This window comes from Pseudomonas sp. AC229 (assembly GCF_979254655.1).
In genome coordinates, this window is the sequence record NZ_CEEDHK010000001.1 from 353,340 (window position 1) to 376,680 (window position 23,341).

The window sequence follows — 23,341 nt, forward strand, 5'->3', positions numbered from 1 at the left end:
CCCGCCGACGCTTTACTTGACCACCTTCAAGCTCGGCCGGCCGCTTGGACGCGGTGGCTCGGAACCTGATGGGCCGTCGTCATCCGGATCATCGTCTGGCTCTTCGTCAGCCACCGGCGACTCCAGATCGAAAACCATGCCCTGGCCGTTTTCCCGCGCGTAAATGGCCAACACGGCGGAGGCCGGAATGAACAAGGTATGCGCGATGCCACCGAAACGCCCTTCGAAGCTCACCGCCTCGTTATCCATGTGCAAATGGCGAACGGCGCTAGGCGATACATTCAAGACAATCTGACCGTCATTGGCAAAACCTTGCGGTACTTGCACGTTCGGGTATTCCGCGTTTACCAACAGATGCGGTGTGCAATCGTTATCGACGATCCACTCGTATAAAGCGCGAATCAGATACGGACGACTGGAGTTCATCAAAAGCTCCTTCAGCTTCAGCGCATATCGCGCTCTACACCCGACAGGCTGATTTGGAAGGCCTCACGGGCGAACTGGCGCTCCATGTAATCGAGCAGCGGTTTCGCCGGTTTGGGCAGTTCGATGCCTAATATCGGCAACCGCCACAGGATCGGCAAGAGGCAACAATCTACCAAACTCAACTCGTCACTGAGGAAATAAGCCTTGTCGGCAAACAATGGCGATACGCCGGTCAGGCTCTCGCGCAGTTCTTTGCGGGCCTGAACGCGCGCCGGCTCTTTGCTGCGCGGATCAAGTATCTGGTCCACCAATACGCACCAGTCGCGCTGAATACGGTGCATCAGCAAACGGCTATTGGCGCGAGCCACCGGGTAAACCGGCAGGAGCGGTGGATGTGGGTAACGCTCGTCAAGATATTCCATCACGACCGTTGACTCGTACAACGCCAAATCACGGTCCACCAAGGTCGGCAGACTGGCGTAAGGATTGACCTCAACCAGCTTGGGCGGTGTACGCCCGGGTTCGACGTTGATGATTTCCGCGCTAACACCTTTCTCGGCGAGCACGATACGTACGCGATGGGAATAGTGATCGGCGGGGTCGGAGTAGCAGGCCAACCGGTTGGTCACGCCCATGGCGATCCTCCTCGCTTGTTAAAGTTATCTGAAGCAGAAAAACGTGCGCGCCCAATTGGGCGCGCAAGTCGACAGCGGAGAATACCAGTTACTTAGTGCACATCCTTCCAGTATTCACGCTTCAGCAGATACGCGAACACAAAGAAGAAGGCCAAGTACAGCAGCACGTAAGTACCGATGCGCTCGCTTTTAAGCTTCACTGGATTTGCCGAGTAGGCGAGGAAGGTCACAAGATTTTTGATCTTCTCGTCGAACTCAGCTTCGTTCAACTTGCCGGTCTTCGGCACGATGGTGAGCTGGTCACAGGCTTCGTGGGTCAGCGGAGTACCGGTGAGTGGGTCGTACTGCTTTTTACCGTCCTCAACCACTTGTACTTGCTTGCAGCCTACAACCTGACGACCTTGCAGACCGACCAACACGTTAGGCATGCCCACGTTCGGGAATACCTTGTTGTTCACACCCCAAGGGCGCGCTGGGTCTTCGTAGAAGTTGCGCAGATAGCTGTAGAGCCAATCGTTGCCACGAACACGAGCCACCAGGGTCAGGTCGGGCGGAGCCGCACCGAACCACTTCTTGGCATCAACCGGCGACATACTGTTTTTCATCAGGTCGCCGATTTTTGCACCGGTGAAAACTAGGTTGCTAAGCATCAGGTCATGCGGGATGCCGAGGTCATCGGCAACGCGCTCGTAACGCTGAAACTTGGCGCTGTGGCAGCCCATGCAGTAGTTGGCGAAGGTACGCGCGCCGTCTTGCATGGCGGCTTTGTCGGTCAGGTCAATATCAACCGAATCCAACTCAGGGCCATGGCCAGTGTTGGCGAACGCGATGGCCGGCAGAACAGCGAAAACTAGTGCAGCAAATAGCTTTTTCATCAGCCAGTCACCCTTTCCGGAACCGGTTTGGTCTTCTCAAGCTTGGTGTAGAACGGCATGAGGATGAAGTATGCGAAGTACAAGAAGGTGCAGATACGCGACAGCAACGTGCGCTCGTCGGTCGGGGCCAATACGCCCAACACGCCCAGAATCACGAAGGAAACGCAGAACACCGCCAGCCAGATTTTGCTCATCCAGCCTTTGTACTTCATCGACTTAACCGGGCTACGGTCAAGCCATGGGAGTACGAACAGAACAGCAATTGCAGCACCCATGGCGATTACGCCGAGCAACTTATCCGGTACCGCACGCAGAATTGCGTAGAACGGTGTGAAGTACCAAACCGGAGCAATGTGTTCTGGCGTCTTGAACGAGTTCGCTACTTCGAAGTTCGGCTTCTCAAGGAAATATCCGCCCATTTCCGGGAAGAAGAAGATGATCGAACAGAAGATGAACAGGAACACCACCACGCCGACGATATCTTTCACGGTGTAGTACGGGTGGAAGGCGATGCCGTCCAACGGTACGCCGTTTTCGTCTTTGAACTTCTTGATATCCACGCCTTGCGGGTTGTTCGAACCGACTTCGTGCAGTGCCAGAATGTGCAGCACGACCAGGCCCAGAATCACGATCGGCAAGGCAATAACGTGTAGCGCAAAGAAGCGGTTCAGGGTGATGCCAGAGATGAGGTAGTCACCACGGATCCACTGAGTCAGGTCATCGCCGATCACCGGAATCGCACCGAACAGCGAGATGATTACCTGGGCGCCCCAGTACGACATCTGACCCCACGGCAGGAGATAGCCCATGAACGCTTCAGCCATCAGCGCCAGGTAGATCAACATACCGAACACCCAAACCAGTTCACGCGGCTTCTGATACGAACCGTAAAGCAAGCCACGGAACATATGCAGATAAACCACGATGAAGAACGCCGAAGCGCCGGTGGAGTGCATCAGACGAATGATCCAGCCGTATTCCACATCACGCATGATGTATTCAACGGAGGCAAAAGCCTCTTCGGCGGACGGGGTGTAGCTCATGGTCAGCCAGACACCGGTCAGGATCTGGTTAACCAGAACCAGCAGAGCCAGCGAGCCAAAGAAGTAGAAGAAGTTGAAGTTCTTCGGTGCGTAATACTTGCTGAGATGGTCTTCCCACATTTTTGTGGCGGGAAAGCGCGCATCTACCCACTCCATGAATTTGCTCATCAGGCTTTCTCCTGGTCCACACCGATGACAATGACGTCGTCAGACTCGTAAGAGTGAGGCGGCACTGGCAGATTCAACGGGGCTGGTTGCGATTTATAGACACGACCTGCGAGGTCGTAGCGCGAACCGTGGCATGGGCAAAAGTAGCCACCGACCCATTCAGCGCCGAGGTCAGCCGGAGCCACTTCAGGACGGAACGATGGCGAGCAACCCAGGTGGGTGCAAATACCGACCAGCACCAGAATCTCCGGGCGGATCGAACGCACAGTCGGGTCGACATAGGTGGGCTGCACGGAAGCTTTCGACTCCGGGTCAGACATCCGATCGTGGATCTTGGTCAGGTTGCCCAGAATTTCATCTGTACGGCGAACGATGAATACCGGCTGGCCGCGCCACTCAGCAATCATCTGCTGACCTGGCTCGACTTTGCTGACATTCACCTTCACCGCAGCACCAGCGGCCTTGGCCTTGGCACTCGGGAACCATGACCCCACGAACGGGACCGCAGCACCCACCGCTCCTGCAGCACCGACCACCGAAGTGGCTGCTACAAGGAAGCGACGCCGGCCTGCATTCACGCCGTCATTGCTCATTCAGTCGTCTCCCATCAGCTTTGTGGCCTGTTATTCAGGCATCTACTAAGTAAAATTCAAGCCGCGCAAAAAATTTGCCAAATGGTAAAGAAAAGCCCCATTTCTGACAAGGCAATTACTGGATACAAAATGGCTGAAAGCCTTGCCGCACGTGGCATTTACCGGTGCGGCAAGTTGTCGCAATTAATACTCTCGCCCATAAAAAACGCCCAGTTCCTTTGGGAAACTGGGCGTCTTTGAACGAAGTGCGAATTAACGCTTCGAGTACTGCGGACGCTTACGCGCTTTACGCAGACCGACTTTCTTACGTTCAACTTCACGAGCGTCACGAGTGACGAAACCAGCTTTGCGCAGAGCAGGACGCAGAGCTTCATCATAGTCCATCAGAGCACGAGTGATGCCGTGACGGATCGCGCCAGCCTGGCCGCTTACACCACCACCCAGAACGGTGACGTAGATGTCGAATTTTTCAACAGTCTCAGTCAGCTCCAGCGGCTGGCGAACTACCATGCGGGCAGTTTCGCGACCGAAGAAGTTTTCCAGGGTGCGGTTGTTGATGGAGATCTTGCCAGTGCCTGCACGCAGGAAAACGCGAGCGGTTGCAGTCTTGCGACGGCCAGTGCCGTAATTTTGAGTCGCCGACATAATGAACTATTCCGTTAAATCTTCAGTTCTTGGGGCTGCTGAGCAGTGTGTGGGTGAACAGCACCCTTGTACACTTTCAGCTTACGGTACATGTCGCGACCCAGCGGGTTCTTCGGCAGCATGCCTTTAACCGCGGTCTCGATCACACGCTCAGGCGCCTTGGCGATCAGCTTTTCGAAGTTGATCGATTTGATGCCACCCGGGAAACCGGAGTGAGAGTAGTACATTTTGTCAGTGGTCTTAGCTCCGGTTACACGCACTTGCTCAGCGTTGATAACGACGATGTAGTCGCCAGTGTCAACGTGCGGGGTGTATTCGGCTTTGTGCTTGCCACGAAGACGGCTAGCGATTTCTGTGGCCAGACGACCCAGAGTCTGACCTGCAGCGTCGACGACAAACCAGTCGCGCTTAACAGTTTCCGGTTTAGCAGTAAAAGTTTTCATTCTTTAATAGCCTCAGGGGCCGCCCTGAAAATAAGACGGCGGATCTTACTGAATAGTGCGCACTTTGACAAGCAAAGGCAGCCAGAGACGGACGCTATCGGGGGCTCGGGTCATCACGTCCGTACGGCGGATTCAAGCAGGCTAGGCATCCCCTGCTGAAAACAGCTGCGGAATTATGCCGATTGCAGGAAAAATATCAACCTGATTTGATGGTGACTTTTGCACGAGGAGAAATTCATGCAGTTTCGTAAGCTCGGCCGCACCGATTTGAACGTCAGCGCTATCTGTCTAGGCACCATGACCTGGGGCGAGCAGAACACCCAGGAGCACGCTTTCGAGCAGATCGATATCGCCCGCGCCGCTGGCGTGAACTTCATCGACACCGCGGAAATGTACCCCGTCCCGCCACGCGCAGAGACGTACAGCCGCACCGAACAAATCATCGGCAACTACTTCAAAGCCCGCGGCAAGCGTGGCGACTGGATTCTCGCCAGCAAGATCGCCGGCCCCGGCAATGGTATTTCTCACATCCGTGACGGCCAGCTGAAACACAACCGTGCGCACATCGTGGCCGCTGTTGACGCCAGCTTGAAGCGTCTGCAAACCGACTACATCGACCTCTACCAACTGCACTGGCCTGAGCGCAGCACTAACTTTTTCGGCCAGCTCGGCTATCAACATAAAGATGAAGACTTCACGCCCATCGCCGAAATCCTTGAGGCGCTGGATGAGCAAGTGAAGGCCGGCAAGATCCGTCACGTCGGTCTTTCCAACGAAACCCCGTGGGGCACCATGAAGTTTCTGCAGCTCGCCGAGCAATTGGGCCTGCCGCGTGCGGTGTCGATTCAGAACCCGTACAACCTGCTGAACCGCACGTTCGAAGTCGGCCTGGCTGAAGTGGCAATCAGAGAGCAATGCGGGCTGTTGGCCTACTCGCCTCTAGCCTTCGGCATGCTCTCCGGCAAATACGAAGGCGGCGCCCGACCGGCCAACGCGCGCATCAGTTTGTTCAGCCGCTTCACGCGGTACACCAACCCCCAGGCAGAAGCGGCGTGCTCGCGCTACGTCGCGCTGGCGCGTGAAAACGGCTTGGATCCTGCGCAGATGGCGCTGGCATTCGTGACAGCTCGCCCCTTCGTTACCAGCAATATCATCGGCGCGACCAGCAATGAACAGCTGCGCAGCAACCTGGGCAGCGCTGAACTCACGCTCAGCACCGAGTTGCTGGAGAAGATCGACGCCATCCATAAAAGCCAGCCCAACCCGGCGCCTTAACAACGCGCGCAAAACGAAAAAGCCCGGCACTCAGCCGGGCTTTTCAGTTACACCAAGCACTCACAACGACCGCGAAATAATCTCCTTCATGATCTCGTTGGTGCCGGCGTAAATGCGCTGTACCCGCGCGTCCGCCCACGAGCGTGCCACCGGGTATTCCCACATGTATCCGTAACCGCCGTGCAACTGCACGCACTCATCCAGCACTTTGCACTGCAGGTCGGTCGTCCAGTATTTGCACATCGCCGCAGTCGGCACGTCCAATTTGCCTTCCAAATGCTGCTCCAGGCAGCGGTCAACGAATACACGCCCCACCTGCACCTCTGTGGCAATTTCCGCCAGCTTGAAGCGCGTGTTCTGAAAGTCGCTGATCGCTTTGCCGAACGCCTTGCGCTCGCGGGTGTAATCCAGCGTCCATTTTAGTGCGGCTTCGGCATTGGCCAATGCGCCCAGCGCCACGGTCAGGCGCTCTTGTGGCAGCTCCTGCATCAGATAAGCGAAGCCCATCCCGGCTTGGCCGAGCAGGTTTTCCTTCGGAATGCGTACGTCCTGGAAGAACAATTCGGACGTGTCCTGCGCCTTCATGCCGACCTTCTCCAAGCGCTTGCCCTTGGAAAAGCCCGGCGTGCCCGCTTCAACGAGGAAAAGACTGGTGCCCTTGGCGCCAGCTTTAGGATCGGTTTTGGCCACGACGATTACCAGATCGGCGAGAAAGCCGTTGGTGATGAAGGTCTTCGAGCCATTGAGCACGTACTCATCGCCATCCAACACAGCGGTGGTTTTCACGCCTTGCAGATCGGACCCGGCACCCGGCTCGGTCATGGCAATGGCGGTGACCATTTCGCCCGATACCAGCTTGGGCAAGTACTTCAGCTTCAGATGCTCAGAGCCGTAATGCAGGATGTACGGCGCGACGATGTCCGAGTGCAGCGAGAAGCCGATGCCGCTCAAGCCGAGTCGGCTGATTTCTTCGATGACCACAGTGCTGTAGAGGAAATCGGCCGCCATACCGCCATATTCTTCCGGCAGATGGGAGCAGAGCATGCCGGCCTCGCCCGCCTTGTTCCAGAGCGCGCGGTCGATATGGCCGTCTTTTTCCCACTGATGGTGGAATGGCACGGCTTCCTGTTCGAGGAACTTGCGCACGCTGTCGCGAAACAGCTCATGGTCCGAGCTGAACAGGGTTCTTGGAATCATTGTTTTTACCCACTGGATACGTCTAGAGCCGGGATTGGCATGGCGCCGACTGTAGGACAGTCAAACGTTCAGACGCACTGGACACATGCGACAAAAAATAAGACGATCCAGCCAGCCACTGACCACTATCCCCTAATAAGAATAAGCAACCATGCCAACCGCTCAGTCCAGCGCACTCAAACGCGTCGCCATTCTGGCCATCGAAGGCGTGTTCGCCTCCACGCTCATGCAAGCCAAAGACTTCTTCCACATGGCCAGCCTTCGCTACGGCCGGCAACTCGGCCTGGGTCTTACGCCCGCATTCGAAATTCACCTGGTAAGTCCAGACGGCCAACCCGCGCGCAGCTTCAGCGACGTGGTGCTGCCGGTCGAAGGTGGCCTGGAGCCGGCCGACATCATCATCCTGCCGGCGTACTGGGGCGACTTCGACACGCTGTGCCACCGCTATCCGCAAATTCTCACCTGGCTGCGCAAGCAACACGCCGCCGGCAGCATGATCTGCGGCGAAGCCATGGGCGTGTTTTGGATGGCGCAGTCCGGCCTACTGGACGGCAAAGAAGCTACGACTTACTGGCGCTTTTTCCGTGAGTTCAGCGAACGCTTTCCCAAGGTGCTGCTGAATCAGGAGAAGCATCTTTCCGACGGCGACAACTTGTACTGCGCCAGTGGCACCACCTCGGCCTGCGATCTGTACCTGTATCTAATTGAACACTTCTGCGGCGCCAGCGTTGCTCAGGCCGTCGCCCGCGACATCCTTTACGAGGTGCAGCGCAACTACACGCCAGGCCGTATCGGCTTCGGTGGTCAAAAGCTGCATCAGGACGTGACCATTCTGCAAATTCAGCAATGGCTGGAAGAAAACTTCGCCGAGAAATTTCGCTTTGAAGACGTGGCGCGCCAGCACGGCATGAGCATTCGCAACTTTATGCGCCGCTTCCAGACGGCAACCGGCGACAAGCCGCTGCACTACCTGCAACGGTTACGGATCGAAACAGCCAAGGGTTTGCTCAGCGCCACCCGCAAAAGCATCAAGACCATCAGCTACGAAGTGGGCTACGACGATGCGAGCTTCTTCGCGCGGTTGTTCCGTCAGCACACAGAATTGTCGCCTAACCAATACCGCCGCCAGTTCCAGCAGAAGGACAGCCATTCCTAGGATGGGGGTTGGTCGCCCTGCCCTGCGACCTATGATCGGGCCTGTGAACCTCTAACAAAAACAGGTACTTGTCATGCGCTCGTTTATCTTTGCCCTGCTTACGCTGTGCAGCCTGGTGGCTGTGGCAGACGAACAATGGAAACCCTTTCCCTACGATCAGAGCAGCTTCGACTATTCGGGCGACAAGCTGCGGCAGGCCTGGCCGCAGCTAACCCGCGGCTTTGGCGACAACTATCCGTTCCCCGACGCGCAATGGGTCATGAAGATGGCCACCACGTATCCAAAAGCGTTGGAAATGACCGTAGCCGGCAACACCGGCTTTACTGGCAAGCCTGAAGACGCCGAGGCATACGCGCAAAAATTGCAAAACGTTTGGCGGCTGGTGTTCAAAGGCGACTTCGCCCAGGCCAAAAAAGAAGGTCTGGCCTTGGGCGTTGGCGGGCAGGTGCCGGCGATGTTTGCCCAAGTGGTCTACGCGATGTTCTTGGTACCGAATCAGGAAGAAAAGCATCGCTTACTTGAAGAAGTCATCGACTACACCGACAAGGCCGGCGAGTTGGTGCAAGCCGACCTCGTCGCGCAATTCGGCCGTGTGTACGCGAAGGCGCGACTGGGTGAAGAGCTGTCCGTACCGGTCGTGCTCAAGCGCGGTTACACCAGCCAAATTCCGAAAGAGCTTGATGCGCTGCTGGCCAAGCAACCTGACCAACCCTTCGCCCTGGCGCTGTACGGCGGCTATGAAGCCGGCGTGATCCGCAAGGTTGGGAAAATGGTGGGGAAAATGACCTACGGCGTCAGCGCCGACAAAATGGAAACCTACTTCGCGCAATCGTTTAAGCAGGCTGACAATCTGCCCATCGGCCATTACGAATATGCCAACGCGCTTACCTACGTGTATGGCGATGACGAAGAGGCCAAGGCAGTTCAGCACTTGAAGCAAGCGGTGGCGCTCAAGCCCATCAATGCCATGGAAGCGCTGGAAGTGGCACATGCCAAAGAGTTGCTGAAAGAGCATGAGCAGAAGGTGGCGCAGAACTGATGCGGGCAATGTGTCCAGCCGCCGTCATTCAGGCGGGAATCCAGAGTTATTTGTCAGACATCAATCGTTGGCGAATCCGAGATTCTGGATTCCCGCCTGCGCGGGAATGACGGAGTGAAAGGTAAGACATGCATCTATCCTCTGGGCGCTCCTACGAAAAGCCCACAAAAAAGGCTGCCCTTGGGCAGCCTTTTTTACGCTCGAATCCCTTACGGCTTATGCGCCCGCGACAGGAATTCGTGGGATTGCATTTCCAGCAACCGGCTCAGGGTACGCTGGAATTCGAAGTTCAAGCGGCCGCCGGTGTAAAGGTCTTTCAATTCGACGGCGGCCGAGATGATCAGCTTAACGTTGCGGTCGTAGAACTCGTCCACCAGGTTGATGAAGCGGCGCGCCAGGTCGTCTTCGTTGACGCCCATCTGCTCCACGTTGGAGATCAGAATCGCGTGGAAGATTTTTGCCAGTTCGATGTAGTCGTTCTGGCTACGCGGGCCGTCGCACAATTCGCGGAATTCGAACCAGGCCACGTCGTCGCAGACTTTACGCGCCGTGATGCCACGGTTTTCGATCATCAGCACTTCGTTTTCCTGCGCCTTCACGCAGTCGGGCACCAGGCTGACAAAGCTTTTGTTCAGGCTGGTTTCCGCGCCTTCGTTGAGCGGCCAGTAATACAGTTCGGCCTGCTCAAGGGCGCGCAGACGGTAGTCGACGCCGCTGTCGACGTTAACGATGACCGTGTGTTCTTTCAGCAGCGCAATGGCCGGCAAGAAGCGCGCGCGTTGCAGGCCGTCTTTGTACAAACCGTCCGGCACGATGTTAGAAGTGGCGACCAGGCTGACGCCGTTTTTGAACAGTTCTTCGAGCAGCGTCGCCAGGATCATCGCGTCGGTAATGTCCGAGACGAAGAATTCGTCGAAACAAATAACGCGCGTCTCGGCGGCGTAACGCTTGGCGATGGCTTGCAGCGGGTTTTTTTCACCGCTCAATGAGGTCAGGTCTTCGTGCACGCGCTTCATGAAACGGTGGAAGTGCGTACGGGTTTTTTCTTTGAACGGCAGCGCTTCGAAGAAGGTGTCGACCAGGTAGGTTTTGCCGCGGCCGACGCCGCCCCAGAAGTACAAACCCTTGACCGGATCGTGGTTCTTTTTGCCCAACAGTTTGCCGAACAAACCGGGCTTGTTGTCACCGGCGGCGATCAGGTCATCGTAGAGGCGTTGCAGATGGCGCACCGCAGTTTCTTGCGCGGCGTCATGGAAGAAGTCGGGACGTTTGAGGTCCGCCTGGTATCGCTCGAGGGGCGTCATCGCGTAATGCTCTCAACTATTTACTAGCTCGCGACCGGGCCGAGTGGTGGGCAGCGCGAGGCAGGTGATGGGCAGGTAACGAGTAAACAGTACCCAGGGTCTGCGTTTTGCCGACGCGCTGTGGCGCGCGTGGTGGGTCGAAACGCCCGAGACCGCAAAAACGGGGTCGTCACTTTAGCGGCGACCCCGTTGCTTGGCAATCAGCCAGCCATGCACGCTGGCCTTCGCGCGTTATTCCGGCTGTGGCGCCAATGCTTCACGCAATTGGGCAACGGCCTGTTCACAGGCAGCGGCATCGGCGAATTGCGGGCTTTCACCGACGGCTTCGTCGTCCAGCCAGACGGCAAAGCTGTTGCCGTCCACGCGCACGTCCAGCGGGCTGCCGTCCTGAAGACGCTTGCTCACCTGGCCGGCGGTCTTACCGTCGGCGAAGTGTTTGGACAGCAGCAATTGCTCCCCATCAGCGGCCAACAGGCGGAAGCGGAAGCTGCCGTCGTCTTCGCGGAAGCTGACAAAGCGCGCGCCTTTCGTGGCTTTCTTCTTGCTGGTTTGAGCGCTCTGCATGTCGCTGCGGAACGAACGCAGCCCCACCGCTTCGCGCAGCTCGCCGAGGAACGGGGTGGCAATTTTGCGAGCCTTGGCAGCGCCGGCCAGCAAGATGTCTTCCAAGTCGGCAGGCCGCTCGATCAGCGTGTTGTAACGCTCCCGCGCTTCGCCCAGTTCGCTGTCGAGTAGCTCGAACAGGCGCTGCTTGGCTTCGCCCCAGGCCAGACCGCCGAGCAGGTCGCTGCGGAATTCTTCTTGCTGCTGCGCAGTAGAGAAGGCCTGGTAGAGGGTGAACAGGTGCGAGTTGTCCGGATCCTTGGCTTCGCCCGGCGCACGGGAGTCGGTGACGATGGAGGACACCGCCGCCTTCAACTGTTTAGGGCTGCTGAACAGCGGAATGGTGTTGTCGTAGCTCTTCGACATTTTGCGGCCATCGAGGCCGGGCAAGGTGGCGACGCTTTCTTCGATGAGCGCCTGTGGCATGACGAAGAACTCACGGCCTTTGCCAAATAAATGGTTGAAGCGTTGGCCGATATCACGGGCCATTTCCACGTGCTGAATCTGATCGCGCCCCACCGGAACCTGGTGCGCGTTGAACATCAGAATGTCCGCCGCCATCAGCACCGGGTAGCTAAACAGCCCCATGGTGACGCCGGCATCCGGGTCTTCGCCTTGCTCCAGGTTTTTGTCCACCGAGGCTTTGTAGGCGTGGGCACGGTTGAGCAGACCTTTACCCGCTACACAGGTCAGCAGCCAAGTGAGTTCGGTGATTTCCGGGATGTCGGACTGGCGATAGAAGGTCACGCGGTCGGTATCCAGACCAGCAGCCAGCCAGGTGGCGGCAATTTCCAGCCGCGAGCGCTGAATGCGCACCGGGTCATCGCATTTGATCAGGGCGTGGTAGTCGGCCAGGAAATAGAACGAGTCGGCGTCGGCGGCGCGACTGGCGACAATGGCCGGGCGAATGGCGCCGGCGTAGTTGCCCAGGTGCGGCGTGCCGGTGGTGGTGATACCGGTGAGGATACGAGTGGTCATGGCGATCGCTTATTCAGTCAGTTCGACAGGCGCGGCAGCAGCAGGTCTTTGAGATCCGTGAGTTTGCCGTGAAAAAAGTGCCCGCATTCTGCCACTTTCAGCAGCTCGTGGGGACGCTGAAGGTGGGCCGACCAGGTGAAAACCGTTTCCGGCGCGATGACTTCATCTTGCTCCGGCTGAATCAGCGTCAGCGCGCCGCGCTGGGCGATCGGCGTGTGCTCGTTCAGACGGCTGACGGCGGGGGCGACCATAAAGAGGCGCTCGATGTCCACGCCGCGTGCTTCCAGGCGGCCACTCAAGCTGGCAGCGACGAAGCCGCCGAACGAGAAGCCGAACAGGTTGAGTGGCAAGTCCGGTTGTTCGGCGAGCAGCCAGTTGGCCACGGCTTCGGCGTCGTCCACTTCGCCGCTGACCATCTCGCTTACGCCTTCGCTGGCACCCACGCCGCGATAGTTGAAACGCAATGTGGCAAAGCCGGCGTCGCGGGCGGTGCGCTGTAAAGTCGACACCACTTTGTTAAGCATGGTGCCGCCCTGCACCGGATTGGGGTGGCAGATCAGCGCCAGGCCACGGGCTTCGGGCAGGTCGAGGTAAAGCGCTTCAAGTTGCCCGGTGGGCCCTTCAATAAACAGAGAGACTTCGCGAACTGACAACGGCGGAACTCCGTGACCCGAGATAGGGTCGACACGTCTTGGGAAAGATCTCGTTGGATAAGATCCTGTGATTAGCAACCTGCGGACGCTTGCAAGCGACGCCCGCCCCTTCAGGACCGCGCCGCGCTATACAGCGCCGGTGTGAGCCGTTAACGTAAAGCAAAGCCGTTTATAGAGGAAGGACTCGTGGAACAGACCCTATTGGCCTGGTTACTCCCGGCACTCGCCCTGCTCGCAGGTGTGACCATCGGTTTTCTGGTGGCCCGCCTGGTTCCCAGCGCCGCACCGAGCCGTACCCAACGGCAACTGGACGAAATTCAAGAGCGCTTCGATAGCTACCAGAGCGAAGTGGTCACCCATTTCAACACCACCGCCAGCCTGGTGAAAAAGCTCACTCAGAGCTACCAGGAAGTGCAGGAGCACTTGTCTGAAGGCGCTAATCGCCTGGCCTTGGACGAACTCACCCGTCAGCGTTTGCTGGCCGCCTTGCACGATGAAAAACCGGGCAGTCGCGAGCGTTTGACCCCGCCGCGTGATTCCGAAGTGCCCCGCGACTACGCACCGAAAAGTGCCGACGCGCCGGGTATGCTGGACGCGACCTTTGGCCTGAAAAAGCCGCCTGTGAGCGACACCTCGCCGCGTTAATTCGCGAGCAACAAAAAGCCCCGCCGATGCGGGGCTTTTTGTTTGAGGCTTGGAAGATCAAAACCTCGAGGCTTCAGCCGCGATGCTTTTTAGATCGCGCCGCGACTACGCAGCAGATCCAGCACCAGCTTCACGCCCTCTTCCACCGACACGCTCTGGGTGTCGACCACCAGGTCGGCATTCAGCGGAATGTCGTATGGGAAGGATTCGCCCGGAATGTTGTCGCCGCCTGCTGCGTACAGCCCTTGCGGGTCGCGCTCGGCACACACTTGTGGCGACGCCTGAACGTACACGGTGAGCAAACGCTGATTGCCGATCAGGGCCTTGGCCTGTTCACGACCTTCGGCATCCGGCGCCACGAACGCAGCCAGGGTGATCAAGCCAGCTTCGTTGAACTGACGCGCCACGTGCGCGGCACGACGCCAGTTCTCGGTACGCCCGGCACGGTCTTGCGGCAGGCCTTTGTTCAGGTCGTGACGCAGGTTCTGACCGTCGAGCACGTAAACCGCACGGCCCATATCGAACAGCTTGCGCTCCACGGCGTAGGCCAGTGTGCTTTTGCCCGCGCCCGACAGGCCGCTGAACAGCACGGTGGCCGGCTGCTGGCCGAAGCGCGCGGCGCGCTCTTCAGTAGCCACGTGAGCGAGCTTGCCGTGCACGCCGCCGGCCTGACCACCCACCGGTGCGGCGACGATCATGCCGGCGCCAACGGTGCCGTTGGTGAGGCGATCGACCACGATAAACGAGCCGGTGGTGCGGTTGCGGTCATAGCCGTCGAGGGCAATGGAGGCGTCGAGGCTGACTTTGACCTTGGCGATCTCGTTCAGCTGCAGCGCGCTCGCGGCGCCCTCTTCCAGCGTGTTCACGTCAACCTTGTGAACGATGCTGGCAATCGAGCCTGGCACATAGCTGGTGGCGCGTTTGATGTCGTATTTCTTGCCCGGCAGCATGGGCTCTTCGGCCATCCACACCAGCATGGCTTCGAAGCTGTCGGTCACTTGCGGCTTGCTGTCGGCATGCACCAGCAGATCGCCACGGGAGATGTCGATTTCATCTTCCATGGTCAACGTGATGGCTTGGCCTGGGCCGGCGCTTTCCAGTTCACCTTCAAAGGTGACGATGGATTTCACGCGGCTGCTTTTGCCCGACGGCAGCACCACGACTTCGTCGCCTTTGTGCACGATGCCGCTGGCCAGAGTGCCGGCGAAGCCACGGAAGTTCAGGTTTGGACGGTTAACGTACTGCACCGGGAAACGCATGTCGGTGAAGTTGCGGTCGGCGGAAATTTCGACGGTTTCGAGAATTTCCATCAGCGTCTGGCCGCTGTACCAAGGCGAGCGATCGCTGTGGTTGACCACGTTGTCGCCCTTCAAGGCGGACATCGGCACGAAGTGAATCGACGTCGGTTTCAGCGATACCTTGGCAGCGAAGTCGAGGTAGTCGGCTTTGATCGATTCGAACACGCCTTCGTCGAACCCTTTGAGGTCCATCTTGTTGATGGCCACGACGATGTGCTTGATACCCAGCAGTGAGGCGATATAGCTGTGGCGACGGGTTTGCGTCTGCACGCCGTAACGGGCGTCAACCAGGATAATCGCCAGATCACAGGTGGACGCCCCGGTGGCCATGTTGCGGGTGTACTGCTCATGGCCGGGGGTGTCGGCGATGATGAATTTGCGCTTGGCGGTGGAGAAATAGCGGTACGCCACGTCGATGGTGATGCCTTGCTCGCGCTCGGCTTGCAGGCCGTCTACCAGCAGCGCCAGGTCGATGTCTTCACCGGTGGTGCCGACTTTTTTCGAGTCGCGGGTGATGGCTTCGAGGTGGTCTTCGTAAATCATTTTCGAGTCGTGCAGCAGGCGCCCGATCAGGGTGCTTTTGCCGTCATCGACGTTGCCGCAGGTGAGGAAGCGCAGCATTTCCTTGCGCTCGTGCTGCGCCAGGTAGGCGAGGATGTCCTCGCTGATCAAATCGGATTGGTGCGACATATTAAAAGTACCCCTGACGTTTCTTGTCTTCCATCGAACCGGCCTGGTCATGGTCGATGACACGACCCTGGCGCTCGGAGGTTCTGGTCAGGAGCATTTCCTGAATGATGTCGGTCAAGCTGGTAGCGGTGGACTCCACCGCGCCAGTCAGTGGGTAGCAGCCGAGGGTGCGGAACCGCACCATCTTCTTGTGAATGCTGGCTTTCTGTTCAGGCGACAGGTGCTCGAGGATGCGGTCGTCGTCGATCATGATCAGCGTGCCGTTCATTTCGATCACGTCGCGTTCGGCCGCGAAGTACAACGGAACAATCGGAATGCCTTCGAGGTAGATGTACTGCCAGATGTCCAGCTCGGTCCAGTTGGAGAGCGGGAACACGCGGATCGACTCGCCTTTGTTGACCTTGCCGTTGTACACGTTCCACAGCTCAGGGCGCTGGTTCTTGGGATCCCAGCGGTGCTTGCTGTCGCGGAAGGAATACACGCGCTCTTTGGCGCGCGATTTTTCTTCGTCGCGGCGCGCGCCACCGAAGGCGGCGTCAAAGCCGTGCTTGTCGAGCGCCTGCTTAAGGCCCTCGGTTTTCATGATGTCGGTGTGCTTGGCGCTGCCGTGGGTGAACGGGTTGATGTTCTGCGCCACGCCGTCCGGGTTGATGTGGGTGATCAGGTCCAGACCCAGATCGGCCACCATCTTGTCGCGGAACGAATACATCTCCTGGAATTTCCAGCGTGTATCCACGTGCATGACCGGGAACGGCAACTTGCCTGGGAAAAACGCTTTGCGGGCGAGGTGCAACATGACCGCGGAATCTTTACCGATGGAGTACAGCATCACCGGGTTATCGAACTCGGCGGCGACCTCGCGGATGATGTGGATGCTTTCCGCCTCCAACTGCTTCAGATGCGTCAATTTATCGAGCATGGCTACTCACGGCTTTCTCACGAAGAGAGCGTTATTGGACGGCCTGCGGGCCGTGGACGAGGGCGGCACTTTAGCACAGCGGTCTATTCTAATCAGGCAGCTACTTAGACCTAAACGATCTAGTCATATGCCCGCTAAACGGGGTTCGGGCAGTCGATAAACAGGTGTTCCAGGGCGAAGCGTTTGGCCAGGTATTCGCCGAGCGCCTGCACGCCGTAGCGTTCCGTGGCGTGATGACCTGCGGCAATAAAGCTGATGTCGTTTTCCCGCGCGCTGTGCACGGTTTGCTCTGAGGCTTCACCGGTCAGGTAGAGGTCGACGCCGGCGGCAATGGCCTGGTCGATATACCCCTGACCGCCTCCGGTGCACCAGCCAATGCGACGAATCATCTGCGAACCTTCTATTAATAGAGGCTCACGGCCGAGCACATCCTGCACGCGGCGGGCGAAGTCTCGGGCGCTCATCGGTTCGTCGAGCGAGCCGACCAGGCCGACCACTTTCGAGTTATCAGGATCCAGCGGGCCTTCGACGGTGATGTCGAGTTGCTGAGCCAGCTGCACGTTGTTGCCGACCTGGGGATGCAGGTCGAGCGGCAGGTGATAGGCGAGCAGGCTGATGTCATGGCTGAGCAGGGTTTTCAGGCGCCGCTGTTTCATACCGACCACGCAGGGGTTTTCGCCTTTCCAGAAATACCCGTGATGCACCAACACCACATCGGCGTCGGCTTCGACAGCGGCATCAAGCAACGCCTGACTCGCCGTAACGCCGCTGACGATACGGCGCACCTGCGGCCGCCCTTCGACCTGCAAGCCATTGGGGCAGTAGTCGGCAATGCGCGCAGCAGCGAGGAAACGCTCGGCTTCTTCCAGCAAGGTGGTCAGCGCAATCGCCATAACATTTACTCTCCCGTACAAATGTAAGCTGCTTTTTATTGCCGCGACGGCCTCTATAATGGCGCCACCTTAAGGGCCTGCCATGGCCCTCGCAACCCTCAGGATTTATCGATGTTCAAGGCTCTGCGTTATCTTGGCTGGCCGCTGGTGGTCGGTGTGTTGCTCGCGTTGCTGATTATTCAGTACTACCCGCAATGGGTAGGTCTGCCGCGCCAGGATGTGCATATGCGGCAAGCTCCGCAGTACGGCGTGGCGCAACAGGGACCGGTGTCGTATGCCGACGCGGTAACCATCGCCGCCCCCGCCGTCGCCAACCTGTACACCACTAAAATTGTCAGCAAACCGGCCAACTCGCTGTTTGAAGATCCGCAGTTCCGCCGTTTCTTCGGCAACAACCTGCCCAAACAGCGGCGCATGGAATCGAGCCTCGGCTCGGCAGTGATCATGAGCCCCGAAGGGTATCTGCTCACCAATAACCACGTGACCGCCGGCGCCGACCAGATTGTCGTGGCGCTCAAAGACGGTCGCGAAACCTTGGCACGCGTGATCGGCAGCGACCCGGAAACGGACCTCGCCGTGCTCAAGATCGACCTCAAGGATTTGCCCTCGATCACCCTCGGCCGCTCCGACAACATCGCCATCGGCGACGTCGCGCTGGCCATTGGCAACCCGTTTGGTGTTGGCCAAACCGTGACCATGGGCATCATCAGCGCCACAGGCCGTAATCAACTCGGCTTGAACACCTACGAAGATTTCATTCAGACCGACGCCGCGATCAACCCGGGCAACTCGGGCGGTGCGTTGGTGGACGCGCACGGCAATCTGGTCGGCATCAACACGGCGATTTTGTCCAAGTCTAACGGCTCGCAAGGCATCGGCTTTGCCATTCCCACCAAGCTGGCGTTGGACGTGATGAAAAACATCATCGAGCACGGCCAGGTGATCCGCGGCTGGCTGGGCATTGAAGTGCAGCCGCTGACGCCGGAGTTGGCGGAGTCGTTCGGCTTGGAAGGCCGCCCCGGCATTATCGTGGCAGGCATTTACCGAGACGGTCCGGCGCAAAAGGCGGGCTTACAACCGGGCGATCTTATTTTGAGCATCGATGGCGAGCCAGCCAGCGACGGCCGCCGTTCGATGAACCAGGTGGCGCGCGCCAAGCCGGGCGAGACGACCAGCATCGAAATCATGCGTAATGGCAAACCGATAGAGCTGAAAGCGGAGATTGGTTTGCGCCCACCACCGGCCACCAGCGACGCCTCGGAATAAAGGTTTCACCCTGAAAAGGCGCCGCGTAGGCGCCTTTTTTATGCCTGCGATTTGGCCTCACACCGATTGCCATAGATGACGCGACCGTTTTTCCGTGCTTAAAATGTTATGTTATTACATGTTTTACACGGAAGCCTGACATGAAGTCCCCCACGCTCACACCCCTTGCTTTGCTCACCGCCGGCCTGCTCAACGCGCCCATCGTTACCGCGACTGAACCGCTGGATTTGGAAGAAACCAGCATCTCGGCCGAGCACGCCGACGAGCGCGCCGAGGGCCCCGTTCGGGGTTATCGCGCCACGCGTTCGGCCACCGCCACCCGCACCGATACCGATATCCGCGACACCCCGCAAAGCATCAACGTGGTTCCAGTCCAAGTGCTCACCGACCTCAACAGCACACGAATCGACCGTGCGCTGGATTTCGCCGGCGGTGTGTCGCGGCAGAACAATTTCGGTGGCCTGACCTTCCTCAACTACAGCGTGCGCGGCTTCACCACCGGCGAGCTGTACCGCAACGGATTCGCCTACAACCGGGGCAGCAACAGCGCGCCAGACACCGCCACCATCGAACGCATCGAAGTGCTCAAAGGCCCCGCCGCCAGTTTGTACGGGCGTGGCGACCCCGGCGGCCTGGTCAATATCGTCAGCAAAAAGCCGCAGGCCGACGCGTTCAGTTCACTCCAGCTCAGCGCCGGTACATGGAATCGCTACCGCAGCAGCCTGGACGTCAACACGCCACTCAACGACGAAGGCACCGTGCTGTCTCGCGTCAACCTTGCAGTGGAAGACAACCACAGCTTTCGCGACCACGTCACCAGCCAGCGCAAGCTCGTCAGCCCAACGCTTTCATGGCAGCTCAGCCCCGACACTTTCCTGACGATTGAAAGCGAATTCAGCCGCACCGAATCGGTGTTCGACCGTGGCATTCCAGCCGTCAACGGCGAGATGGGCGCGGTGTCGCGCACCACGTTTCTGGGCGAGCCCAACGATGGCGACGTGCGCAATGACAACCAGTTGCTGCAAATCAGCCTCGAACATTTCCTCAACGACAACTGGAAAACCCGCCTGGCCACTCATTACAGCCAAGGCACGTTGCAAGGCGACAGTTCGGAACCGCAGCGTCTGGTCGGCAGCCAGGTTTCGCGGTTCTACCGCCAGCGCGACTTCGAATGGAACGACAGCATCACCCAGGCCGAGCTGCACGGCACATTCGAATTGGCTGGCTGGGAGCACCAGACGCTCACGGGGCTGGAGTATGAAAACTACCGCAACAGCCAAAAATACCCGCAAAGCCTGACGTCGCTCGGCTACGGCCTGGACGTGTTCAACCCGGTGTACGGTCAGCCCAAGCCCGCGCTGGCGAACAAAAACGACTTCTTCGAACACACCGAAAGTTACGCCCTGAACCTGCAAGACCAGATCGTGTTCTCCGAACACTGGCGCGGTCTGCTGGGCGTGCGCCTGGAGCGCATTGAGCAGCACGCGCTTAACCGCAGCACCGGCGTCGATAACGTGCAGGAGAAAGACGTCGCCACCCCGCGCATCGGCGCGCTCTACCAACTCACCCCGCAAGTCGGCGTGTTCGCCAACGCCTCGACCTCGTTCAAACCCAACAGCATCGGCACTCAGGGCCAGGTCTACAAACCGGAAAAGGGCCTCGGCTACGAAACCGGGCTCAAACTGGACCTGCTCGACGGCCGCCTTGGCGCGACCGTGGCGCTGTTCCATATCGACAAGGAAAACGTGCTGACCACCGATGGCAATGGCGACAGCATTGCCGCCGGTAAAGCCCGGAGCCAAGGGCTGGACCTGCAGTTCAGCGGGCAACTGACCGACGCGGTGCGGGTCATTGGCGCCTACGCCTATATCGATGCCGAGGTCACCCAAGACAACGTCATTGCCGAAGGCAGCGACCTGCTGGGCATCGCCCGCAACAGCGCGAGCGTGATGGCCGTCTACGAATTCCAAGACGGCGAACTGCGCGGCTCAGACCTTGGCATTGCCGGCAATTACGTCGGTGATCGCTCAGGCCAGACCGGCACGCAATTCGAGTTGCCGGCCTACAGCACCGTCGACCTGCTGGCCCATTACAAGGCCAGCGAAGACCTCACCGTCGGCCTCAACCTGAACAACTTATTCAACCGCACGTACTACGAGCGCTCGTACAACAGCACTTGGGTGCTGCCGGGCGAGCCGCGCAATGTCAGCGTCAGCCTGACCCTCTCCCTCTAACTCACGCACTGCCAAGGAAGCCCAATGCCAAAACTTCATCTGCTATTGATCGCAGCCCTGTTCACAATGGAAGTTCAAGCCCACGGGCTATGGACCGAGCAACGGCGCGGCAACATTGAAGTGGTCTACGGTCATGGCGCCGAAGACGACGCCTTCAAGGCCCGAAAAATCTCTGACGCCTGGGCCTACGACCTCAGTGGTAAGCCCATCAACGTCAATATCGAACGCCTCGACGACCATGCCCGCCTCCACCCAACCAGCGCACCGGCCAGCCTGGCCGTGGCGCTGGACAACGGCGCCTGGTCGCAAACGCCAGACAACAAATGGATCAACGAGGGACGCTCGAAAGTACCTAACGCGGTCCATGCGCTGCACACCTGGAAGTACAGCCTGGCGATTTATAAGGAAGGCGCGGTGTTGCCAGACCTGAGCGCGCTCAAGCTGGTGATCAAACCCTTGCAAGATCCGCTCAGCGTTGGGCCTGGCAAACCACTGCGGGTGCAAGTGCTGCTGGACGGCAAGCCGGTCGCAGGAATTGCGCTGATCGGCGACTACCGCAGCGCACCCTCGACCACCAGCGCAACCACCGACAAGAACGGTGAAGCGCAGGTGGTTGTACGCAACGAGGGCTTGAATATCATCGCCGCCGAAACCAGCGTGCCGGTCAGCGGTGATGCCGATATCGACGAGCGTGGGTTGTTTACTTCGTTGAGTTTTATTGGCAGCGCGCACAGCGAGTAGGCATGTAAACGTTTGGCTTCGCTGCGCTCACTGAACGCAACCAGACCCAACCCACATTCTCTGAGCTTGTCGAGCATTGAGCAGGAGGAGTGATCCGAGATTCTGGATCCCCGCCTACGCGGGGATGACGGTGATCCAACGTCATATCTTCGTCATTCCCGCGTAGGCGGGAATCCAGGATGCGGATATCGACGAGCGTGGGTTGTTTACATTGTTGAGTTTTATTGGCAGCGCGCACAGCGAGTAGGCATGCAAACGTTGGGCTTCGCTGCTCTCACTGAACGCAACCAGACCCAACCCACATTCTCTGAGCTGGTCAGCGTCGAGCAGGAGGAGTGATCCGAAATACTGGATCCCCGCCTGCGCGGGGATGACGGTGGTGGTGGGTGCATCTCCGTCATTCCCGCGTAGGCGGGAATCCAGAATGTTGAGCTTGTTGGAGAAGCCCGAGCCAGAACCCAGGTTGGGTCGGGGCGCGGGTCAAGCGGAACGTGGAGGCAACAAAAAGCCCGGCACATGACCGGGCTTTTCCTTTCAAGCGGCTATCACAACTGCTTCAACGCCTCCACCAGCGCCTGATTCTGCTGCGGATTACCGATGGTAATACGCAGGAACTGGTCGATACGCGGCTTGTTGAAGTGCCGAACGATAACGCTCTGCTCCCGCAAGCCGGCTGCCAGCACGGCCGCGTCTTTGTCGGGGTGACGAGCAAAAATGAAGTTGGCGCCCGAGGGCAGCACGTCAAAGCCCAGCGCCGTCATTTCGCCCACCAGCTTGTCGCGGCTGTCGATTACGGCCTGACAGGTTTGCCGGAAGTAGGCTTTGTCTTTGAACGCAGCCGCCGCACCGGCAATCGCCATGCGATCCAACGGGTACGAGTTGAAGCTGTTTTTAATCCGCTCTAACGCTTCAATCAGGTCCGGATGTCCGACCGCGAAGCCCACACGCAGGCCAGCCAGCGAGCGGGATTTGGACAAGGTCTGCGACACCAGCAGGTTCGGGTAACGGTCCACCAGGGCGATGGCAGTTTCGCCGCCGAAGTCGATATAGGCTTCGTCCACCAGCACCACGCTGTCCGGATTGCTTCGCACAATGTGCTCAATCGCATCCAGCGCCAACACGCAGCCGGTGGGCGCGTTCGGGTTGGGGAAGATGATGCCGCCGTTGGCTTTGGCGTAATCCTGCGGGCGAATCTGGAACTGCTCGTCCAGCGGCACCGCGTCGAATTCGATGCCATACAGACCGCAGTAAACCGGGTAGAAGCTGTAGCTGATGTCGGGGAACAGCAACGGTTTGCCGTGTTGGAACAGGCCGTGGAACGCGTGGGCCAACACTTCATCCGAACCGTTGCCGACAAACACCTGCGCCGGCTGCACGCCGTAGTACTCGGCCACCGCGTTCTTTAAGCGCTCACCGTTAGGGTCCGGGTACAAGCGCAGGTCGTCGTTAAGCACCGCTTGCATCGCCGCAATCGCTTTCGGCGACGGGCCATAGGGGTTTTCGTTGGTGTTGAGCTTGACCAGGTTGTTCAGCTTCGGCTGCTCGCCGGGCACGTACGGCACCAGGTCTTTGACGAAGGGGCTCCAGAATTTGCTCATTGCCCTTCTCTCCTCGAATGCGAC

The 23,341-nt window shown here is 58.7% G+C and carries 22 protein-coding genes; 7 read left to right on the forward strand and 15 right to left on the reverse strand.

Features of this window, described 5'->3' with window-relative positions; genetic code table 11:
• Positions 1–12: 12 nt before the first annotated feature.
• The 7 genes from AC0IW7_RS01560 to rplM form a co-directional block, all read right to left on the reverse strand.
• Complete coding sequence (locus AC0IW7_RS01560) at positions 13–426, reverse strand: ClpXP protease specificity-enhancing factor (protein ID WP_122494287.1); 414 nt, start codon at positions 424–426, stop codon at positions 13–15.
• 17 nt (positions 427–443) lie between these two features.
• Complete coding sequence (locus tag AC0IW7_RS01565; protein ID WP_122452440.1) at positions 444–1,061, reverse strand: glutathione S-transferase N-terminal domain-containing protein; 618 nt, start codon at positions 1,059–1,061, stop codon at positions 444–446.
• A 92-nt stretch (positions 1,062–1,153) separates the two neighbouring features.
• A complete protein-coding gene (locus AC0IW7_RS01570; protein ID WP_122494290.1) occupies positions 1,154–1,936 on the reverse strand; it encodes a cytochrome c1 in 783 nt (260 codons plus the stop codon).
• On the reverse strand, positions 1,936–3,147 hold the full coding sequence (locus AC0IW7_RS01575; RefSeq protein WP_122494291.1) for a cytochrome b: 1,212 nt from the start codon (positions 3,145–3,147) through the stop codon (positions 1,936–1,938). The genes AC0IW7_RS01570 and AC0IW7_RS01575 overlap by 1 nt, the downstream gene beginning before the upstream one ends.
• Entirely contained in the window at positions 3,147–3,740 is a 594-nt protein-coding gene (petA, locus tag AC0IW7_RS01580) for a ubiquinol-cytochrome c reductase iron-sulfur subunit (RefSeq protein WP_122494293.1), read from the reverse strand. Before petA ends, AC0IW7_RS01575 begins: the two co-directional genes overlap by 1 nt.
• A 252-nt stretch (positions 3,741–3,992) precedes the next feature.
• The gene (gene rpsI / locus AC0IW7_RS01585) at positions 3,993–4,385 is read right to left on the reverse strand and encodes a 30S ribosomal protein S9 (RefSeq protein WP_122452435.1); all 393 of its coding nucleotides are present in this window, start codon (positions 4,383–4,385) and stop codon (positions 3,993–3,995) included.
• A gap of 14 nt (positions 4,386–4,399) precedes the next feature.
• The gene (gene rplM / locus AC0IW7_RS01590) at positions 4,400–4,828 is read right to left on the reverse strand and encodes a 50S ribosomal protein L13 (protein WP_110616662.1); all 429 of its coding nucleotides are present in this window, start codon (positions 4,826–4,828) and stop codon (positions 4,400–4,402) included.
• A 237-nt stretch (positions 4,829–5,065) separates the two neighbouring features.
• On the opposite strand from rplM, the gene AC0IW7_RS01595 reads away from it, so the two are divergent.
• The gene (locus AC0IW7_RS01595; RefSeq protein WP_471815465.1) at positions 5,066–6,103 is read left to right on the forward strand and encodes an NADP(H)-dependent aldo-keto reductase; all 1,038 of its coding nucleotides are present in this window, start codon (positions 5,066–5,068) and stop codon (positions 6,101–6,103) included.
• A gap of 60 nt (positions 6,104–6,163) precedes the next feature.
• Here the strand turns inward: AC0IW7_RS01595 and AC0IW7_RS01600 are convergent, their stop codons facing one another.
• Positions 6,164–7,300: an acyl-CoA dehydrogenase family protein gene (locus tag AC0IW7_RS01600; RefSeq protein WP_122494297.1), complete on the reverse strand. Its 1,137-nt coding sequence runs from the start codon at positions 7,298–7,300 to the stop codon at positions 6,164–6,166.
• Positions 7,301–7,550: 250 nt separating this feature from the next.
• Between AC0IW7_RS01600 and AC0IW7_RS01605 the strand changes: the two genes are divergently transcribed.
• On the forward strand, positions 7,551–8,456 hold the full coding sequence (locus AC0IW7_RS01605) for a GlxA family transcriptional regulator (protein ID WP_471815604.1): 906 nt from the start codon (positions 7,551–7,553) through the stop codon (positions 8,454–8,456).
• A gap of 73 nt (positions 8,457–8,529) precedes the next feature.
• A complete protein-coding gene (locus AC0IW7_RS01610) occupies positions 8,530–9,495 on the forward strand; it encodes a hypothetical protein (RefSeq protein WP_471815466.1) in 966 nt (321 codons plus the stop codon).
• Between the two features lie 209 nt (positions 9,496–9,704).
• Here the strand turns inward: AC0IW7_RS01610 and zapE are convergent, their stop codons facing one another.
• From zapE to AC0IW7_RS01625, 3 genes are all read right to left on the reverse strand, one after another.
• A complete protein-coding gene (gene zapE, locus AC0IW7_RS01615) occupies positions 9,705–10,799 on the reverse strand; it encodes a cell division protein ZapE (RefSeq protein ID WP_122452430.1) in 1,095 nt (364 codons plus the stop codon).
• A 231-nt stretch (positions 10,800–11,030) separates the two neighbouring features.
• The gene (locus tag AC0IW7_RS01620) at positions 11,031–12,380 is read right to left on the reverse strand and encodes a tryptophan--tRNA ligase (RefSeq protein ID WP_471815467.1); all 1,350 of its coding nucleotides are present in this window, start codon (positions 12,378–12,380) and stop codon (positions 11,031–11,033) included.
• 17 nt (positions 12,381–12,397) lie between these two features.
• On the reverse strand, positions 12,398–13,033 hold the full coding sequence (locus AC0IW7_RS01625) for an alpha/beta hydrolase (protein ID WP_471815468.1): 636 nt from the start codon (positions 13,031–13,033) through the stop codon (positions 12,398–12,400).
• A 186-nt stretch (positions 13,034–13,219) separates the two neighbouring features.
• Here AC0IW7_RS01625 and AC0IW7_RS01630 point away from each other — a divergent pair, with 186 nt between their 5' ends.
• A complete protein-coding gene (locus AC0IW7_RS01630; RefSeq protein ID WP_122494309.1) occupies positions 13,220–13,678 on the forward strand; it encodes a ZapG family protein in 459 nt (152 codons plus the stop codon).
• 89 nt (positions 13,679–13,767) lie between these two features.
• Here AC0IW7_RS01630 and cysN read toward each other — a convergent pair whose 3' ends face one another.
• From cysN to AC0IW7_RS01645, 3 genes are all read right to left on the reverse strand, one after another.
• Complete coding sequence (gene cysN / locus AC0IW7_RS01635) at positions 13,768–15,666, reverse strand: sulfate adenylyltransferase subunit CysN (RefSeq protein WP_471815469.1); 1,899 nt, start codon at positions 15,664–15,666, stop codon at positions 13,768–13,770.
• A 1-nt stretch (position 15,667) separates the two neighbouring features.
• Positions 15,668–16,585 (reverse strand): sulfate adenylyltransferase subunit CysD, encoded by a 918-nt coding sequence (gene cysD / locus AC0IW7_RS01640; protein WP_463536758.1) that lies wholly within the window; start codon positions 16,583–16,585, stop codon positions 15,668–15,670.
• 134 nt (positions 16,586–16,719) lie between these two features.
• Entirely contained in the window at positions 16,720–17,478 is a 759-nt protein-coding gene (locus AC0IW7_RS01645; protein WP_471815470.1) for a Nif3-like dinuclear metal center hexameric protein, read from the reverse strand.
• A gap of 111 nt (positions 17,479–17,589) precedes the next feature.
• Between AC0IW7_RS01645 and algW the strand changes: the two genes are divergently transcribed.
• The 3 genes from algW (at position 17,590) to AC0IW7_RS01660 (ending at position 21,719) form a co-directional block, all read left to right on the forward strand.
• Complete coding sequence (gene algW / locus AC0IW7_RS01650) at positions 17,590–18,744, forward strand: Do family serine endopeptidase AlgW (protein ID WP_471815471.1); 1,155 nt, start codon at positions 17,590–17,592, stop codon at positions 18,742–18,744.
• 140 nt (positions 18,745–18,884) lie between these two features.
• Positions 18,885–20,978, forward strand: coding sequence for a TonB-dependent siderophore receptor (locus AC0IW7_RS01655; protein ID WP_471815472.1), 2,094 nt, complete (start codon positions 18,885–18,887; stop codon positions 20,976–20,978).
• Positions 20,979–21,002: 24 nt separating this feature from the next.
• A complete protein-coding gene (locus AC0IW7_RS01660; RefSeq protein WP_471815473.1) occupies positions 21,003–21,719 on the forward strand; it encodes a DUF4198 domain-containing protein in 717 nt (238 codons plus the stop codon).
• A 545-nt stretch (positions 21,720–22,264) separates the two neighbouring features.
• On the opposite strand, the gene hisC is transcribed toward AC0IW7_RS01660, so the two are convergent.
• Entirely contained in the window at positions 22,265–23,317 is a 1,053-nt protein-coding gene (gene hisC, locus AC0IW7_RS01665; protein WP_471815474.1) for a histidinol-phosphate transaminase, read from the reverse strand.
• Positions 23,318–23,341: the final 24 nt, after the last annotated feature.

What these genes read in the sequence shown, in the direction of transcription:
- AC0IW7_RS01560 (WP_122494287.1), bottom strand. Translation starts at nt 426, where the DNA reads ATGAACTCCAGTCGTCCGTATCTGATTCGCGCTTTATACGAGTGGATC.
- AC0IW7_RS01570 (WP_122494290.1), bottom strand. Translation starts at nt 1,936, where the DNA reads ATGAAAAAGCTATTTGCTGCACTAGTTTTCGCTGTTCTGCCGGCCATC.
- AC0IW7_RS01575 (WP_122494291.1), bottom strand. Translation starts at nt 3,147, where the DNA reads ATGAGCAAATTCATGGAGTGGGTAGATGCGCGCTTTCCCGCCACAAAA.
- AC0IW7_RS01600 (WP_122494297.1), bottom strand. Translation starts at nt 7,300, where the DNA reads ATGATTCCAAGAACCCTGTTCAGCTCGGACCATGAGCTGTTTCGCGAC.
- AC0IW7_RS01565 (WP_122452440.1), bottom strand. Translation starts at nt 1,061, where the DNA reads ATGGGCGTGACCAACCGGTTGGCCTGCTACTCCGACCCCGCCGATCAC.
- AC0IW7_RS01620 (WP_471815467.1), bottom strand. Translation starts at nt 12,380, where the DNA reads ATGACCACTCGTATCCTCACCGGTATCACCACCACCGGCACGCCGCAC.
- rpsI (WP_122452435.1), bottom strand. Translation starts at nt 4,385, where the DNA reads ATGTCGGCGACTCAAAATTACGGCACTGGCCGTCGCAAGACTGCAACC.
- petA (WP_122494293.1), bottom strand. Translation starts at nt 3,740, where the DNA reads ATGAGCAATGACGGCGTGAATGCAGGCCGGCGTCGCTTCCTTGTAGCA.
- cysN (WP_471815469.1), bottom strand. Translation starts at nt 15,666, where the DNA reads ATGTCGCACCAATCCGATTTGATCAGCGAGGACATCCTCGCCTACCTG.
- cysD (WP_463536758.1), bottom strand. Translation starts at nt 16,585, where the DNA reads ATGCTCGATAAATTGACGCATCTGAAGCAGTTGGAGGCGGAAAGCATC.
- AC0IW7_RS01645 (WP_471815470.1), bottom strand. Translation starts at nt 17,478, where the DNA reads ATGGCGATTGCGCTGACCACCTTGCTGGAAGAAGCCGAGCGTTTCCTC.
- AC0IW7_RS01610 (WP_471815466.1), top strand. Translation starts at nt 8,530, where the DNA reads ATGCGCTCGTTTATCTTTGCCCTGCTTACGCTGTGCAGCCTGGTGGCT.
- AC0IW7_RS01595 (WP_471815465.1), top strand. Translation starts at nt 5,066, where the DNA reads ATGCAGTTTCGTAAGCTCGGCCGCACCGATTTGAACGTCAGCGCTATC.
- rplM (WP_110616662.1), bottom strand. Translation starts at nt 4,828, where the DNA reads ATGAAAACTTTTACTGCTAAACCGGAAACTGTTAAGCGCGACTGGTTT.
- hisC (WP_471815474.1), bottom strand. Translation starts at nt 23,317, where the DNA reads ATGAGCAAATTCTGGAGCCCCTTCGTCAAAGACCTGGTGCCGTACGTG.
- AC0IW7_RS01605 (WP_471815604.1), top strand. Translation starts at nt 7,551, where the DNA reads ATGGCCAGCCTTCGCTACGGCCGGCAACTCGGCCTGGGTCTTACGCCC.
- AC0IW7_RS01660 (WP_471815473.1), top strand. Translation starts at nt 21,003, where the DNA reads ATGCCAAAACTTCATCTGCTATTGATCGCAGCCCTGTTCACAATGGAA.
- algW (WP_471815471.1), top strand. Translation starts at nt 17,590, where the DNA reads ATGTTCAAGGCTCTGCGTTATCTTGGCTGGCCGCTGGTGGTCGGTGTG.
- zapE (WP_122452430.1), bottom strand. Translation starts at nt 10,799, where the DNA reads ATGACGCCCCTCGAGCGATACCAGGCGGACCTCAAACGTCCCGACTTC.
- AC0IW7_RS01655 (WP_471815472.1), top strand. Translation starts at nt 18,885, where the DNA reads ATGAAGTCCCCCACGCTCACACCCCTTGCTTTGCTCACCGCCGGCCTG.